Source organism: Streptomyces sp. NPDC032940, from assembly GCF_040636935.1.
In the GTDB taxonomy this organism is placed as follows: Bacteria; Actinomycetota; Actinomycetes; order Streptomycetales; family Streptomycetaceae; genus Streptomyces.
Window position 1 is genome coordinate 74663 of record NZ_JBEZVJ010000011.1, and the last position, 15849, is coordinate 90511.

Annotated in this window: 14 protein-coding genes; 11 read left to right on the forward strand and 3 right to left on the reverse strand. The window is 73.9% G+C overall.

Translation table 11 applies throughout. The annotated features are described in order from the left end of the window. Positions 1 to 10 precede the first annotated feature (10 nt). From AB0E77_RS16505 to AB0E77_RS16515, 3 genes are read left to right on the forward strand one after another with little or no spacing between them, the layout of a single operon-like run. Positions 11 to 592, forward strand: a complete 582-nt coding sequence (locus AB0E77_RS16505; protein WP_361570569.1) for a sugar O-acetyltransferase — start codon at positions 11 to 13, stop codon at positions 590 to 592. A 12-nt stretch (positions 593 to 604) separates the two neighbouring features. Next, positions 605 to 1162, forward strand: coding sequence for a TetR family transcriptional regulator (locus tag AB0E77_RS16510; protein WP_361570572.1), 558 nt, complete (start codon positions 605 to 607; stop codon positions 1160 to 1162). A gap of 47 nt (positions 1163 to 1209) precedes the next feature. Further along, a complete protein-coding gene (locus AB0E77_RS16515) occupies positions 1210 to 1815 on the forward strand; it encodes a DUF998 domain-containing protein (protein ID WP_361570574.1) in 606 nt (201 codons plus the stop codon). Here the strand turns inward: AB0E77_RS16515 and AB0E77_RS16520 are convergent. After that, a complete protein-coding gene (locus AB0E77_RS16520; RefSeq protein ID WP_361570577.1) occupies positions 1809 to 2468 on the reverse strand; it encodes a CBS domain-containing protein in 660 nt (219 codons plus the stop codon). The two genes, AB0E77_RS16515 and AB0E77_RS16520, sit on opposite strands and share 7 nt — an antisense overlap. A 175-nt stretch (positions 2469 to 2643) precedes the next feature. On the opposite strand from AB0E77_RS16520, the gene AB0E77_RS16525 reads away from it, so the two are divergent. Next, complete coding sequence (locus AB0E77_RS16525; protein ID WP_361570580.1) at positions 2644 to 3261, forward strand: glyoxalase; 618 nt, start codon at positions 2644 to 2646, stop codon at positions 3259 to 3261. A 74-nt stretch (positions 3262 to 3335) separates the two neighbouring features. After that, positions 3336 to 3827 carry a GNAT family N-acetyltransferase gene (locus tag AB0E77_RS16530; protein WP_361570582.1) on the forward strand — a complete coding sequence of 164 codons (492 nt, stop codon included), beginning with the start codon at positions 3336 to 3338 and terminating at the stop codon, positions 3825 to 3827. 32 nt (positions 3828 to 3859) lie between these two features. Here AB0E77_RS16530 and AB0E77_RS16535 read toward each other — a convergent pair whose 3' ends face one another. Beyond that, positions 3860 to 5071: a helix-turn-helix domain-containing protein gene (locus AB0E77_RS16535; protein WP_361570585.1), complete on the reverse strand. Its 1212-nt coding sequence runs from the start codon at positions 5069 to 5071 to the stop codon at positions 3860 to 3862. A 124-nt stretch (positions 5072 to 5195) separates the two neighbouring features. Here AB0E77_RS16535 and AB0E77_RS16540 point away from each other — a divergent pair, with 124 nt between their 5' ends. The 6 genes from AB0E77_RS16540 to AB0E77_RS16565 are packed head-to-tail and all read left to right on the forward strand — an operon-like array spanning position 5196 to position 13642. Next, positions 5196 to 5795 (forward strand): urease subunit gamma, encoded by a 600-nt coding sequence (locus tag AB0E77_RS16540; protein ID WP_361570587.1) that lies wholly within the window; start codon positions 5196 to 5198, stop codon positions 5793 to 5795. After that, positions 5792 to 7477, forward strand: coding sequence for an urease subunit alpha (locus AB0E77_RS16545; protein ID WP_361570590.1), 1686 nt, complete (start codon positions 5792 to 5794; stop codon positions 7475 to 7477). Before AB0E77_RS16540 ends, AB0E77_RS16545 begins: the two co-directional genes overlap by 4 nt. Before the next feature lie 22 nt (positions 7478 to 7499). After that, entirely contained in the window at positions 7500 to 9218 is a 1719-nt protein-coding gene (locus tag AB0E77_RS16550) for an amidohydrolase (RefSeq protein WP_361570593.1), read from the forward strand. After that, positions 9215 to 10546, forward strand: coding sequence for an MFS transporter (locus tag AB0E77_RS16555; protein ID WP_361570596.1), 1332 nt, complete (start codon positions 9215 to 9217; stop codon positions 10544 to 10546). The genes AB0E77_RS16550 and AB0E77_RS16555 overlap by 4 nt, the downstream gene beginning before the upstream one ends. Next, positions 10543 to 12219, forward strand: a complete 1677-nt coding sequence (locus AB0E77_RS16560) for a thiamine pyrophosphate-dependent enzyme (protein WP_361570598.1) — start codon at positions 10543 to 10545, stop codon at positions 12217 to 12219. Before AB0E77_RS16555 ends, AB0E77_RS16560 begins: the two co-directional genes overlap by 4 nt. Then, positions 12212 to 13642 (forward strand): aminobutyraldehyde dehydrogenase, encoded by a 1431-nt coding sequence (locus AB0E77_RS16565; RefSeq protein WP_361570601.1) that lies wholly within the window; start codon positions 12212 to 12214, stop codon positions 13640 to 13642. Before AB0E77_RS16560 ends, AB0E77_RS16565 begins: the two co-directional genes overlap by 8 nt. 42 nt (positions 13643 to 13684) lie before the next feature. Here the strand turns inward: AB0E77_RS16565 and AB0E77_RS16570 are convergent, their stop codons facing one another. Then, complete coding sequence (locus tag AB0E77_RS16570) at positions 13685 to 15766, reverse strand: SpoIIE family protein phosphatase (RefSeq protein WP_361570605.1); 2082 nt, start codon at positions 15764 to 15766, stop codon at positions 13685 to 13687. Between the last annotated feature and the right edge of the window lie 83 nt (positions 15767 to 15849).

The following is a 15849-nucleotide window of genomic DNA, read 5'->3' on the forward strand; positions in this document are numbered from 1 at the left end:
GGTCGTACGCATGTCGACGGACCACTTCGCACAGGACCCCCGCACCAACCTCGAACGCATGCTGGCGGGAGACCTCTACATCGCCGACGACCCCGAGATCGCCCGCCGTCAGCAGCAGGCCGTGCGGCTGGCCGCCCGCTACCAGGCCGCCTACGCCGAGGACGCAGACGCCGCCCGGCCGGTCCTCGCCGAACTGCTCGGCTCCCTGGGCGAGGAGGCGCACGTCCGGCCGCCGCTGTACGTGGACTACGGGAGCAACATCACCATCGGTGCCCGCACCTTCGTCAACTACAACCTGACCGCACTCGACGTCGCGGCGATCACCATCGGCGAGGACTGCCAGATCGGCCCCGGCGTGCAACTGCTCACGCCTACCCACCCGCTGGAGCCGCGGCCGCGGCGCGACAAGCTGGAGGCCGCCCGCCCGATCACCGTCGGGGACAACGTCTGGATCGGCGGCGGCGCCCTCGTCCTGCCCGGCGTCACCATCGGCGACGACTCCGTCATCGGCGCCGGCGCGGTCGTCACCAAGGACGTCCCCGCGGGTGTCGTCGCCGTGGGCAACCCCGCACGCGTCGTCCGCGCGCTCTGAGATCCTTCCGCCATGGCCACCGGACACGCGGACCCCCAGCGCCGCGAACGCATTCTCGACGCCACCCTGGACCTCATCGCCGAGGAAGGCCTCGCCCAGGTCTCCCACCGGAAGATCGCCACACGCGCCGGCGTCCCCCTGGGGTCGATGACGTACCACTTCGACGGGATGGACCACGTGCTCCGCGAAGCGTTCGGCCGCTTCACCGACCACATCGTGGCCGTGTTCGACGCCCACCTCGCCGCCCCGGCCGACCGCGACCAGGCCCGGCGCGCGGTCACCGACCTCGTGCACGCCCTCTCCGGGGGAAGCCGCCGCGACCTCGTGCTCACCCAGGAGCTCTACACCCTCGCGGCGCGCCGGCCCGCCTACCGGGAACTCACCCACGAGTGGATGCGCCGCAGCCGCACCCACCTCGAGAAGCACTTCGACCCGGACACCGCCCGTCAGCTCGACGCCCTCATCGAGGGCCTGACGCTCCATCGCGCCCTGGCCCGCGAGCCGCACGACCGGGCGCTGACCCTCGAGGCCGTCACCCGCATCACCGCCACCGGCCGGCCCGGCGCGTAGGGGGCGCGGTGTCCTGACGGCACCGGTGACCGTTTTAGGGTGGTTCGATGCGAACCGTTCCCAGGTGGGCCCTCTTCACGTCGGGGTGCGCGCCCCTCCTGCTGATCGGCGGGTGGGCGATCGCGGCGCTGTTGACCGGGCCCGCCTACGACCCCTTCACCCAGACGATCAGCGTCCTCGGTTCCTACGGAGCCTCGGGCTTCTGGGTGATGAACGGGGCGTTCCTCGCGCTGGGACTCTGTCATCTGCTGACCGCCTGGGGACTGCGGGCCGCATCGGCCGCCGGCCGGCTGGCGCTCGGCGGGGGAGGACTGGCCGCCTTCGCGGTGGTGCTGCTGCCGGCGCCGAGCAGCGGGGGGTCGCTGCGCCACGGCGCCGTGGCGGTGGTCGGCTTCACGCTGCTGGCGGTGTGGCCGGTCCTGGCCATCGACGGCGACGGGGGCGCCCCCTGGGCCCTGAGGCCCGGGCCGGCGATCGCGGTGACCGTCCTGATGGGCGTCGGCGGCGCCTGGTTCCTGTTCGAGATGACGCGGCACGGTGCGGCCGGTCTCGCCGAGCGCGTGGTGACGTTCGCGCAGTCCCTGTGGCCCTTCGTGGCCGTCACCTCCTGCCTCGCGCGCTCCGCGGGACGCGGGGAGAACCGGATTCAGTGACCGCCGGGCCCCGGGCCGCCGTCGCCCTCGCCCGCCGGCCGGAACTCCACGGCCACGACACCGTCGACCCGCCGGCAGAGCTCCTCCAGCACCGGGGCGGGCACGTGCCGGGGCAGCCGGCCGCTGAGGACGACGTGGCCGTGCGTCACGTCCACCTGCACGGAGGAGGGCGGCAGGCGGAGCGTCTTCACCAGCGCCTCCTCGAGGATCTCGGTGCGGATCGCCCGGTCCTTGCGCAGGAAGACCCGCAGCAGGTCGCTCCGGCTGACCACCCCGATCAGCCGCTCGCCCTCGTCCACCACCAGCAGCCGCTTGATGCCGTGCCGCGCCATCACACGGGCGGCCTCCACGACGCTCCAGTCCGTCCGCGCACACACGGCGGGCGACGTCATCAGCCCCGCCGCGTCGGTGGCGGAGGCCTTGGCCCCGGCCGACGCCCCGCGCCCGGCGGACCCGTCCGGCTCCACGCCCCACATCTTCTCCAGGAGGTCCGCCTCCGACACGACCCCCACGGGACGCTCCGCCGCGTCCACCACGGGCACCGCGGTGATGTCGTAGTCCTGCAGCAGATGGGCGATCTCCTTGAACGGCGTGCCGCGCTGTACACGGACCACGGCGTCGCTCATCACGTCGCCCACCCTCAGGTGCTTCATCGCAGGACTTCCTCTCCGCTGCCGGACCGCATCGACCGGCATCCGACCTTCTCACCACCTGAAACGTCCCGCGAGCCGCGAGGGTGCCCCTGTCCGCCGACAGCGCACACGGCCCGAGCCGGGCCCGTCAGTTTTCGAGAAGCGCGCAGCACGCGGCCCCGCCTACCGTCGAGACATGAACGCCATCGACACCGTCACCCTGGAAGCGGCCGACCCCGCGGCCGCCGCCCGCTTCTACGAAGCCGCCTTCGCCCTGGACCCGTCACGGGTGCGGCCGCGCGGCTCGCAGGCCCCGACGACCGGCTTCCGCGGGTTCACCCTGTCGCTCGTGGTGTCCCAGCCGGCCGACGTCGACGCGCTCCTCACCGCCGCCCAAGACGCCGGCGCCACCGTCCTCAAGCCCGCCGCCAAGTCGCTGTGGGGCTACGGCGCCGTGGTCCAGGCCCCGGACGGCACGATCTGGCAGCTCGCCACCTCGGCGAAGAAGGACACCGGGCCGGCCACCCGGGAGATCGACGAGATCGTGCTCCTGCTGGGGGTCGAGGACGTGAAGGCCTCCAAGCGGTTCTACGCCGGCCAGGGCTTCGCCGTGGGCAAGAGCTTCGGCGGCAAGTACGTCGAGTTCACCGCCGGGCCGGGCACCGTCAAGCTCTCCCTGTACAAGCGCCGGGCACTGGCCAAGGTCGCGGGCGTGTCTCCCGAGGGCACGGGATCGCACCGGCTGACGCTCTCCTGCGCCACCGGCCCGTTCACCGACCCGGACGGGTTCGTCTGGGAGGCCACGGCCTCCTGACCGCCGAGGCCCCGGGGACTGCGAACGACCCGGGGCGAACTGACGGGGAGCCCTGGCTCTGCCACACTCGCGGGATGATCGTCAGACTCGCGGGGGAACACGACCTTCCCTCCTTCCTGGGCCTCGCCGCCCAGGTGGAGCACTGGTTCGGCCCGATGGTGAACGAGCCGGGCTTCCACAGCGCCGTCGAGGACCACATCCACCGGTCCATGGCGCTGATCGCCGCCGAGCCCGAGCCGTCGGGGCAGGTCGTCGGAGGGCTGCTGTTCGGAGTGCGGGCGCCTGTCCACCACGTCCACTGGCTCGTCGTCTCGGAACGCGCGCGCGGGTCGGGAGCCGGACGCGCGCTGATGACCGAAGCCGTACGGCGGTTCGTCCGGGGGCCGGGCACCCTGGAGCTGGTGACCTTCGGCGCCGACCACCCCGGAGCCGTGACGAGCGGGGCACGGGTCTTCTACGAGCGTCTCGGCTTCACCCCGGCCGAGGCCGCCGCCCCCGGCCCGGAGGGCGGCTCCCGGCAGGTCTACCGCCGCGCGGTCTCCGGCCCCGGAGCCACCCTGCCCTGACGGCAGCCGACCCGCCGGACGCCCCCGGCGGGTCAGGAACGCGCCTCGGTCCGCGTGTGCCGCCGGGCCGCTCGCAACGCCACCGCCACCAGCGCCGCGTCGTCCGGCCGGCGCACGTCGCGGCCGGTCAGTTCGTGGAAGCGGGCGAAGCGGTGCTGGACCGTGTTGCGATGGCAGTAGAGCGCCTCGGCCGTCTCCGCGACGGAGCCGCTGCCCGACAGATGCGTGCGGACCGTCTCCAGGAGACGGTCCGCCTCCGTGCGCGAGACGCCCGGACGGTCCAGCCCGCCCAGCACGTCGCTCGCCAGGTCCCCGGCGAAGTCGCCGGCCCGGTGGGCCAGGACGTCCAGCCAGCTGTCCTCCAGCAGCCGGGGTGCCGCGGCGTTCCCCGGCAGCACCTGCGCCGTCGCCACGGCGAGGACCACGGCGCGCGGCACCGCGGCGAGCCCGGCCGCCGGCGGGGCGACACCGCACGGCGAGTCCCCGAGCTGGTCCAGCACATTCCGACGGGTGGTCCGGCTGCCCAACTGCACCACCAGGACGGCGTCCTTGCCCACCATCTGCTGCTGCACCGCCGTGCCCGCCGCCCGCAGCGTCACCGCCGCCCGGCGCAGCCCCGGCACGGCCGCCGCGGACGACGCAGCGCACAGGAAACGGCCGTCCACGGCGAAGTCCAGGGCGAGCCCCGCGTCCCGCACCACGGTCGGATTGCGGCCCTCGCTCTCCAGCAGCCGCGCGAACCACATCCGCCGCTCGTCCTCCTCGCGCCGGCCCATCTCCAGGACGGTGCGCTGGTACGCCGTCATGATGCCGGTGACATGACCCTCGACCGCCTCCCACACGTGGTACGCGGAGCCCACCAGCTCGGCCATGTCCGCCGCGTCCGCCCGGCGCACGAGCGCCGACCAGACCACCCGGAAGTCCAGCCGTGCCGCGTCCAGCAGGGAGTCCAGCGGCACGCCCTGCCGGGCCCGCTCCTCGCCCACCCGCTGTGAGACGCCCGCGACGTGCGGGGGCACTGGAAGCTGCGCGACCGTCCGCAGCAGCAGCTCGAACGCCTGCCACGCCGAGTCGCGGAACTGGGAGTCCGGCACCCGGTCCGCGTACGACGTCCGCACGGGGCGGACCATTTCCAGCCAGTCGCCGATGAGGCCGTCGATGTTGTCGAGGCACTGCCCGGCGAGCTCGGCGATCCGGGGCGAGGGCGGGGGCAGTGCGGGGTCCTGACCCCTGGCATTGTGCATGTGCCCAATCCTGGACGCCGTACCGGCGATATTTCAACGTTGGTTCTGTGCCCCGCGCCCCGGAAGCTGGGGCGGTCCCGGGGCGAACCGCCCGGGTCCCGCCGACCAGGAGGGCGACTCGACCGTGCACCTGACCCCTCGTGAACAGGAACGGCTCCAGCTGTTCACCGTGGCCGAACTCGCGCGCCGCCGCCGCGCCCGGGGCCGCCGCCTCAACGCGCCCGAGGCGATCGCGCTGATCTGCGACGAGATCCTGGAGGCCGCCTGGGACGGACTGAGCCTGGACGAGGTCGTCGACGCCGCCGGCCGGGTGCTCACCGCGGACGACGTCATGGACGGGGTGGCCGACATGGTCACGACCGTGCAGGTCGAGGCGCTGTTCCCGAGCGGCACGTCCCTGGTCGCCGTCGACCGGCCCATCGGACCGGGCGGTGCCGAATCCCCGGGCGCCGTGCGCACGGCCGACGCCGCCCCCGTCGAGATCAACGTGGGACGTCCGCGCACCACGCTCACCGTGCGCAACGCCGGCGACCGGGTCGTCTACGTCTCCTCGCACTACCCCCTGCACGAGGTCAACCAGGCTCTCGAACTCGACCGGGAGGCCGCCCGGGGCCTCAGGCTCGACATCGCCGCCGGCACCGCCCTCGCCTTCGCGCCCGGTGAGGAACGCGAGGTCGTCCTCGTCCCCGCCCGTCACCCCCGTACCTCCGAGGAGCGCGCATGACCAGCGTCGACCGACGTACCTACCAGGCCCTGTACGGGCCCACGACCGGCGACCGCATCCGGCTCGGCGACACCTGCCTGTGGGTCGAGGTGGAGAACGACGACGGCACGCCCGGTGACGAACTCCTGGGCGGCTGCGGCAAGACGGTCCGCGACGGACTGCTCGCCTCACCGCGCTCCGACCGGGACTCGGCCCTGGACATGGTCGTCGCAGGCGTGGTGCTCATGGATCCGGTGCTCGGCGTGCGCAAGACCGACATCGGCATCAAGGACGGCCGGATCGTGGCCGTCGGCGGGGTCGGCAACCCGGACGTCATGGACGTCGAGTACGCCATCGACTCGCACACCTCCGTCGTCCCGGGCGAGGGGCTCATCGCCACCCCCGGCGTCGTCGACAGCCACGTCCACCTCTCCTCGCCCGAGGTCGCGCCGGCCGCGCTGTCCGCCGGCGTCACCACGCTCGTCGGCATGGGCCTGGGCGGCGTCTGGGAGATCGGCTGCAACCCCGCGCACAATCTGCACACCCTGATGAGCGCCTGGCAGGGCACGCCGCTCAACATCGCCTTCCTGGCCCGCGGTTCCTCCAGCTCGCGCGCCCTGCTGGACGAGATCACCCTCGCCGGGGCCGGCGGCTTCAAGATCCACGAGGACTTCGGGGCGACCCCGCGCATCATCGACACCTGCCTCGACACCGCCGACCAGGCGGACCTGCCGGTCGCGCTGCACACCGACTCCATGAACGAGTCCGGCTACCTGCGCGACACCCTCGGCGCGACACGGGGCCGCACCGTGCACGCCTACCACGTGGAGGGCGGCGGCGGGCACCCCGACCTCCTGGAGATCCTCTCCGAGCCCAACATCCTGCCGTCCTCGACGACACCCACCATCCCCTACACCCCGAACACGGTCGGCGAGCTCTTCCCGATGACGATGACCGTGCACCGGCAGAACCACCACTCCGCGAGCGACGTGGCCATCTCCCGCGGCCGGATCCGCGAGCACGCCATCGCCGCCGAGAACGCCCTGCACGACCTCGGCGCCATCTCGATCGTCAACTCCGACTCCATGGGCATGGGCCGCATCGCCGAGACCGTGCGCAGGACTTGGCAGCTCGCCCACCTCCAGGCCCTCGCGAACGGCGGCGGGGGAGTGGAGCGTCCCGACAACGCCCGGGTCCTGCGCTACCTCGCGAAGATCACGCTCAACCCGGCGATCGCGCACGGCCTCGCCCACGAGGTCGGCACCGTGCAGGCCGGACGGATGGCCGACCTTGTGCTGTGGGACCCCAAGTGGTTCGGCAGCAAGCCCGAGCTGGTCATCAAGGCCGGCTTCGTGGCGTGGGGCAACACCGGTTCGGGCTCCGGGTCGACCCGGCTCACCCAGCCCCGCGTCTACCGGCCCTACTTCGGCGCGCTCGGCGCGGCCCCCGCCCGGCTCGCCAAGGTCTTCGTCGCCGAGGCCGCCCTCACCGACCGCACGGCCCGCGCCGCCCTGCCCGCCGGCCTCACCTACGCGCCGATCCGCGGCAGCCGTGGACTGACCCGCGCCGACATGCTGCACAACACGGCCACGCCGCGCGTGATCGTCCCCCGCGAACCCGCGCCGGTCCTAGTCGACGGCGTGCCGACCGGCACCGAGGCCGCCACCGAGGTGCCGCTCGCGCAACTGCACCACCTCGCCTGAGACCCGAGAGGCGCACCCGCCCATGCGACTGGACCTCCTCGTCCGCAACGCCCGCATCCGCACCCTCGACCCCGAGCGGCCCACCGCCCGCGCGCTCGGCGTGCTGCACGGCACCGTCGTCGGCCTCGACGAGGACGTGGCCCACCTGCCCGCCCGGCGCGTCCTCGACGCCGGCGGCGCCACCGTCCTGCCCGGCTTCAACGACGCCCACTGCCACACCGCCTGGTTCGGCCTCACCCTCACCCAGCTCGACGTCTCCGCCGCCCGCTCCGTCGACGAGGTGTACGCCGCCGTCGCCGCGTACGCCGCCACACTCGCCCCCGACGCCTGGGTGACCGGCGCCGGCCTCGACCACCACCGGCTGGGCGGCCACTACCCGCACCGCGACGCCCTGGACCGGGCGGCGGGCGGGCGGCCGGTCTGGCTCAAGCACACCTCCGGACACGCCTGCGTCGTCAACACCCCTGTGCTGGACGCGGCCGGCGCGCTCGACGCCGGCTTCCGGGACCCGGACGGCGGGGTCGTCTCCCGCGGCGCCGACGGCCGCCCCGACGGCCTGCTGGAGGAGACCGCGCAGCGCCTCGTCCAGCGCCAGGTGCTGCCGTACCCGGTGGAGACCGTCGCCGACGCCGTGGACGCGGCCACCCGGCACTATCTGACCGAGGGCGTCACCAGCTTCACCGAGGCCGGAATCGGCGGCGGCTGGATCGGCCACACCCCGGTCGAGCTCGCCGCCTACCAGCTGGCCCGCGACACCGGGCGGCTGCACGCCCGCGCCCAGCTCATGGCCGCCTCCGACGTGCTGCACCCGCTGACCGCGCACACCGACGACGGCATCACGGTCGGCCTCGACCTCGGCCTGCGCACCGGCTTCGGCGACGACCGGCTCTCCCTCGGCCCCGTCAAGATCTTCCTCGACGGGTCGCTGCTGGGACGCACCGCCGCCGTGACCGAGCCGTTCTGCGGCTGCCCGCACAACGAGGAACGGCCCACCGGCTACTTCCAGGGCGACGCCGACGCCATGACGGACCTGGTCGTCGCCGCCCACCGGGCCGGCTGGACCGTGGCCGCGCACGCCATCGGCGACCGGGCCGTCGACCTCGCGCTCGATGCCTTCGCCCGCGCCCACCGGGAGCGCCCCCGCCCCGGCGTGCGCCACCGCATCGAGCACGCCGGCGTGGTCCGCCCCGACCAGCTCGCCCGCTTCGCCGAGCTGGACGTCGTGCCCGTGCCCCAGCACAACTTCCTGCACACCTTCGGCGACGCCATGGCCGCGGCCCTGGGCCCCGAGCGCACCGCCTGGTCCTACCGCATGCGCTCCTTCACCGACCTCGGGCTGCCCGTGCCCGGCAGCTCCGACCGCCCCGTGGCGCCCGGCGCGCCACTGCCCGCGATCCAGTCGATGGTCACCCGGCTGACCGAGACGGGCGTGCCGTATGGTCCGGAGGAACGCGTTCCGGTCCTGGCCGCGCTGCGCGCCTGGACCGAGGGCTCGGCCCGGACCACCGGCTCCGGCGGGCGCAAGGGACGGCTCGTCCCCGGGCAGCTCGCCGACCTGACCGTCCTGGACGGCGACCCCGTCCGCACGGACGCCGACCGCATCGGCGCGATCGGCGTCCTCGCCACCGTCGTCGGCGGCGACCCCGCCCACGACCCGCACCACCTCACCCGCACCCCCGCACGCTCCGGTCCCCCGTCCCCTCCGGCCGCCCAGGCCGCTGCTCCCCAGGAGAACGCGTGAGCACACCGTCCAAGCCCGACCTGAAGGACATCAGAAGACTGCTCACCGCCGCCTTCAGCGGCACCGCCCTCGAGTGGTACGACTACTTCCTCTACGGCACCGCCGCCGCGCTCGTCTTCAACAAGCTCTTCTTCCCCGAGCTCGACCCGACGGTCGGCACCCTGGCCTCCTTCGTCACCTTCGCCGTCGGCTTCGTCGCCCGGCCCATCGGCGCCGCCGTCTTCGGACACATCGGCGACCGCTACGGACGCAAGGTCTCGCTGGTCATCACCGTCGTGATGATGGGCGCCACCACCGGCTGCATCGGCCTGCTGCCCACCTACGACACCATCGGTGTCTGGGCACCGGCACTGCTGTCCCTGCTCCGCTTCCTCCAGGGCATATCCGTCGGCGGTGAATGGTCCGGGGCCATGCTGCTCACCCTGGAACACACCCCGAAGGAGAAGCACGGCAGCTACGCGTCCATCCCGCAGCTCGGCTCGCCCGTCGGCACCCTGCTCTCCAGCGGCGCCTTCGCCCTCGTCGGTCTGCTGCCCGACGACGCCTTCTACTCCTGGGGCTGGCGCCTGCCGTTCCTCGTCGCCTTCCCCCTCCTCGGCTTCGCGCTCTACCTGCGCATGCACATCGAGGAGTCCCCGGCCTTCCGCGCCATGCTGCAGGACGCCGAGCGCAACGGACCCAAGCCGGCCCCCGTCGTCGAGGCGTTCCGCCGCACCTGGGGCCGCATGATCATCGGGGTCGGCGCCGCGTTCCTCGGCGTCGGCGGCTTCTTCCTGATGAGCACCTTCATCATCTCCTACGGCACCGACGAGCTGGGCATCGGCAAACAGACGATGCTCAACGCCACCGTCATCGGGTCCGTCGTCGAGATCGTCGTGCTCGTCCTCGCCGGACGCCTCGCCGACCGCATCGGCGCCTGGCGGGTCTGCGCGCTGGGAGCCGTCGTCACCATGGCCGTCGCCTTCCCCGCCTTCTGGCTCGTCGACACCAGGGAGACCGGCCTGGTCTACCTCGGCGTCTCCCTCGGCATCGGCGCGCTCTCCATCCCGTACGCGCCCATCGGCGCCGTCGTCTCCGGAATGTTCCCCGAGGAGTTCCGCTACAGCGCCGTCGCCATGTCGTACAACCTCGCGGGCGTCCTGTCCGGATTCGTCCCGCTCATGGCCACCTCCCTCACCGGCGCCGCCGACGGCGCCTCCTGGGGCGCCGCCCTGCTGCTCATCGCCATCGCCGCCTGCACCGTCGCCGGCTCCCTCGCGGCCGGCACGGTCCTGCGCCGCCACGCCGCCCTCTCCCACCCCGCCCAGAACGTCGAGGTCCCCGCATGACAGCGCACCACCCTGCCCGCACCGGCGGACAGGTCCTGATCGACCAGCTCGCCGTCCACGGCACCGACACCGCGTACGGCGTGCCCGGCGAGAGCTACCTCGCCGCGCTCGACGCCCTGCACGACGCACCCGTGCGCATGGTGGTGTGCCGGCACGAGGGCGGCGCCGCCTACATGGCGGAGGCGCACGGCAAGCTCACCGGGCGCCCCGGGATCTGCTTCACGACCCGCGGGCCAGGCGCCACCAACGCGCTGGTCGCCCTGCACACCGCCCACCAGGACGCCACCCCGCTGATCCTCTTCATCGGCCTGGTGCCCCGCGCCCACACCGACCGGGCCGCCTTCCAGGAACTGGACCTGCGCGGCACCTTCGGGGCCAGCGCCAAGCTCGTCGAGACCATCGACGACGCGGCCAGGATCCCCGAATACGTCGCCCGCGCCTACGCCGTCGCGAGCAGCGGCCGCCCCGGCCCCGTCGTCCTCGGCCTGCCCGAGGACATGCTCACCGACACCGTCCGCGTCGCCGACGCCACCCCGCTGCCGATACCCGGCGGCGGGGTGGCCCCCGCCGACCGGGACCGGCTCCAGGAGCTGCTGACCGCCGCCGAACGCCCCCTCGTCCTTCTCGGCGGCAGCCGCTGGACACCTCGGGCGCGCGCCGGCGTGCGCGCGTGGGCCGAGGCCTGGTCGCTGCCCGTCGCCGTCGACTTCCGCTGCCAGGACCTGATCGACAACGAGGCGGAGGGCTACGTCGGGCACCTCGGCTACGGCCGCGACGACGCGCTGGCCGAACGGGTCCGCACGGCCGACCTGCTGATCTGCGTCGGCACGGCACCCGGCGACGTGGCGACCGACGGCTACACCCTGCTGCCGCACGACGGCACGGGCCCGCGCCTGGTCCAGGTGCTGCCCGAGCCGACAGCCCCGGGCGCCCTGTATCCGGCCGCCCTGACGCTGCTCGCCGCCCCGGAGGCCTTCGGCGAGGCGGTCGGCGGCCTGCGGCCCGCCGCACCGGTGCCGTGGGCGGTCCTCACCAAGCAGGACCGCGCCGCACACCTGGCCTTCCGTGCGCCGGTCCGGGACGACGACCCCCTCGACCTCGGCGCCGTGTTCGCCGCGCTCGACGCCCGCCTGCCCGCCGACACCGTCGTCACCTTCGGCGCCGGCAACCACGCCATCTGGGCCCAGCGCTTCCTGGTCCACCGGGAGGGCGGCCGCCAGCTCGCCCCGCGCAACGGCTCCATGGGCTACGGCATCCCGGCCGCCGTCGCCGCAGCCCTCGAGCACCCCGGCCGCCGCGTCGTCTCCGTCGCCGGCGACGGCTGCTTCCTGATGAACGGCCAGGAACTCGCCACCGCCGTCACCGAGGGCGCCGCACCGCTGATCCTCGTGCTCAACAACTCCGCCTACGGCACCATCCGCCAGCACCAGGAGCAGACCTACCCCGGCCGCGTCAGCGGCACCGCCCTCGGCAACCCCGACTTCGCCGCCTACGCCCGCGCCTTCGGGGCCCACGGCGAGACCGTCACCGCCACCGAGGAGTTCGCCCCCGCCCTCGAACGCGCCCTGGCCTGCGGCCGGGCCGCCCTGATCGAGCTGGTGGTGACCGACGGCCGGCTCGCCCCCGGAGTCACCGTCGACTCCCTGCGCAAGGAGAGCGCCCTCCATGTCTGACCTCATCCTCCACAACATCGTCGACGGCCGCACGACCCGGACCGCGGACCGCATGGAGCTGACCGACCCGGCCACCGAGGAGGTCTACGGCACCGCACCCCGCTCCTCGGCCGCCGAGGTCGACGAAGCCGTCGCCGCCGCCCGCCGCGCCCTGCCCGCCTGGCGCCGCAGCACCCCGGCCGTGCGCCAGGCGGCGCTCCTCCGCCTCGCCGACCTCGTCGCGGCCCACGCCGACCGGCTGCTCGAGGCGGAGGTGCGCTCCACCGGCAAACCCCGCGAGACCACCCGCACCCTCGAAATCCTGCGCGGCGCCGACCAGTTGCGCTTCTTCGCGGGCGCGGCACGCGTCCTGGAGGGCGTCGCCGCGGGGGAGTACGCGCAGGGCCACACCTCCTATCTCCGCCGCGAGCCGGTCGGTGTCGTCGCCCAGGTCACCCCCTGGAACTACCCGTTCATGATGGCCGTGTGGAAGCTCGGCCCCGCTCTCGCCGCCGGGAACACCGTCGTCCTCAAACCGTCGGACACCACACCCTGGTCGACGGTCCTGCTCGGCGAGCTGGCCCAGGAGGCCTTCCCGCCCGGCGTCGTCAACATCGTCTGCGGCGACCGCGACACCGGCCGCGCCCTCGTCGCCCACGGTGGCGTCGACATGGTGGCCATCACCGGCAGCACCCGGGCCGGCTCCGAGGTCATGGCCGAGGCCGCCCGCGAGGTGAAGAACGTCCACCTGGAACTGGGCGGCAAGGCACCGGCCCTCGTCTTCGCCGACGTCGACCCCGTCCGCACGGCCCGCGCGCTCGCCGACGCGGCGTTCTTCAACGCCGGCCAGGACTGCACCGCCCTGACCCGGGTACTGGTCCAGCGCGAGGCCCACGACGCGCTGCTGGCCGCGCTGGTGGAGGCGGCCCGGTCCACCCGTGCCGGGGCACCCGACGAGGACGGCGTCTTCCACGGCCCGCTCAACAGCGCCGCGCACGCCGCCCGCGTCGCCTCCGTCCTGGACGGGCTGCCCGCGCACGCCCGGATCGACACCGGCGGCGCCCGTCTCGGCCGGCCCGGCTACTTCTTCCCGGCCACCGTCGTCTCCGGCGTCCGGCAGGACGACGACATCGTCCAGGGCGAGATCTTCGGGCCCGTCGTCACCGTCCAGCCCTTCGGCACCGAGGACGAGGCGGTCGCACTCGCGAACGGCGTCGACCTCGGGCTCGCCTCCAGCGTCTGGACCGCCGACCTGGGCCGCGCCATGCGGGTCAGCGCCGCACTCGACTTCGGGTGCGTCTGGCTCAACTGCCACCAGGTCATCCCCGCCGAGATGCCGCACGGCGGCTACAAGCAGTCGGGCATCGGCCGCGCCCTAAGCCGCTACGGCCTCGACGACTACACCCGGGTCAAGCACGTCATGGCCGCCCACGCCGCGCCCTGACCCGCACCGCCGCCCGCCGGGGCCGGCCCGCCCGGGCCCCGGTCAGGGCGGCGGCAGGGTCACCTCGCACCACACCGTCTTGCCGTTGCCCCGCGACTCGACGCCCCACGCGGCGGCCAGTTCCTCGATGAGCATCATGCCGCGGCCGGACGTCGACCCCTCGGTCGCCGCCCGGCGCCGCGGTGAGACCGGCGACGTGTCGGTGACGGCCAGCCGCACGGTGGGGCCCCGTCCGGGCATCGGCGAGACCGTGAGGATCGCGTCGCCCCGGGCGTGCAGCAGGGCGTTGGTCGCCAGCTCGCTGGCGAGCAGCTCCGCCGTCTCCGAGAGCCGGCCCAGCGACCAGTCGTCCAGCGCCGTCCGCAGGGCCAGCCGGGCCGCGTGCAGAGTGTCGGGGTCGACCAGCCTGATGTCGACCTCCAGTCGCTCGGTGACGTCGGAGGCGCGGCGGTTGCGCCGCATGACCAGCAGCGCGACGTCGTCGTCCTCCCCCGTGTAGGCGCCCATGGTGCTCAGCAGGTGGTCGGCGAGGCCGTCCGGGTCCACCGGCCCGGTGGCCAGCGCGCCGAGCAGCCTCGCGCGGCCCTCGTCGATGTCGGCGGCGCGCGACTCGACGAGGCCGTCCGTGCACAGCAGGAGCGTGGAACCGGCGCCCAGCACCGTCTCGGCGGCGGGGTGACCGGGCTGCGACCCCGGGGACGACAGACCCAGCGGCAGACCGCCGGGGGTCTCCAGCCACGTACAGGTGCCGTCCGGGCGCCGCAGCACCGGCCCCAGATGACCGGCACGGACGATCACGGTGCGCCCGGTGCGCGGGTCGATCTCCACGAGCAGACAGGTGGCGAAACGGTCGGTGTCCAGCTCGGTCAGGAACGCGGACGCCCGCGCCACGACCGTCGTCGGAGGATGCCCCTCGGCCGCGTAGGCCCGCAGGGCGATCCGCAGCTGGCCCATCACGGCGGCGGCCGTCACATCGTGCCCCTGCACGTCGCCGACGACGGCGACGACCCGGCCGTCCGGCAGCGTGAGCACGTCGTACCAGTCGCCGCCGATCCCGCCCCGGGCGCTCGCCGGACGGTACCGGGTGGCGAAGACCAGTCCCGGCGTCGGCGGCATGTGCCCGGGAAGCATGGCCGTCTGCAGACCCGCGGCCAGCTCGTGTTCCCGGTCGTACAGCAGGGCCCGTTGCAGCGACTGGGCCACCACCTTTCCCAGCGCGTTGAGCACCGTCCGCTCGTCGTGCGTGAACGAGCCCTTGCCGTCGAAGGTGAGGCCGAGGGCACCGATCGGCGTGTCGTGCGCGATCAGCGGCTGGTACACGGCGGCCGTCGCCCGGGAGAACATGTTCAGATACGGCAGGAGCGCCGGGTACCGGGCGGTGAACTCGTCACGGTCGGTGATGAAGACCGGCTCGCGGGTGCGCACCGCCTCGGTGAGCGGCAGCGGCTGGTCCAGCCGGGACAGGTGGAAGTCCCGGACGAGCTGCCGGCTCAGACCGTTCGAGCCGATCAGCTCCATCCGGCCGTCGTCGACCAGCCCCAGGACGATGCTCGAGGCGCCCAGCCGCTCCAGCAGCCGGACCGAGGTGAGCGCCTCCGCGAGGTCGTCCACCGTGACCGTCGGCATGAGCGCGTCACTGATGTGAGCGACGATGTCGGCCTGCCGGCGCCGGTCCTGCCGGGCCTGCCGCAACTGCTCGGTCTGGTCGATGGCCCGCAGCTCCTGGCTGGCGTCCCGCACGATGCCGATGACCTTCAGGGGCCGCCCCTCCGGGTCGCACACGACGTGACCCTGGGTGTGCGTCCAGCGCAGCCAGCCGCCGGGGTGGCGGACACGGAAGTACAGGCTGAACCCGGACCGGTCCTTCAGGGCCCGGTCCACACGCGCCTGGACCGCGGGCAGCTCCACCGGGAGCATCCGTTCGCCGAGCGAGCCGAGCCGGCCGTCGAACTCGCCCGGCCGAAAGCCCATGACGGCCTGCGCGGCGTCGTCGTAGTGCATCACCCCGCTGGGCACGTCCCAGGTGAAGCTGCCCATGCCGTTGACGGCGAGAGCCACATGTGCGGCAGCGCGTCCGTCGTCTCCCGCGGAGGGGTCGCCGCGTCGGCCCCCGGAGTGCTCCATCGATGCCTCCCGGCAGGTCGCCTCGCATCGGTGCGCCCCGTCCCGAGGCGTCCGGGCGCCGCCGAGCCGGCATGTCCTCCTCC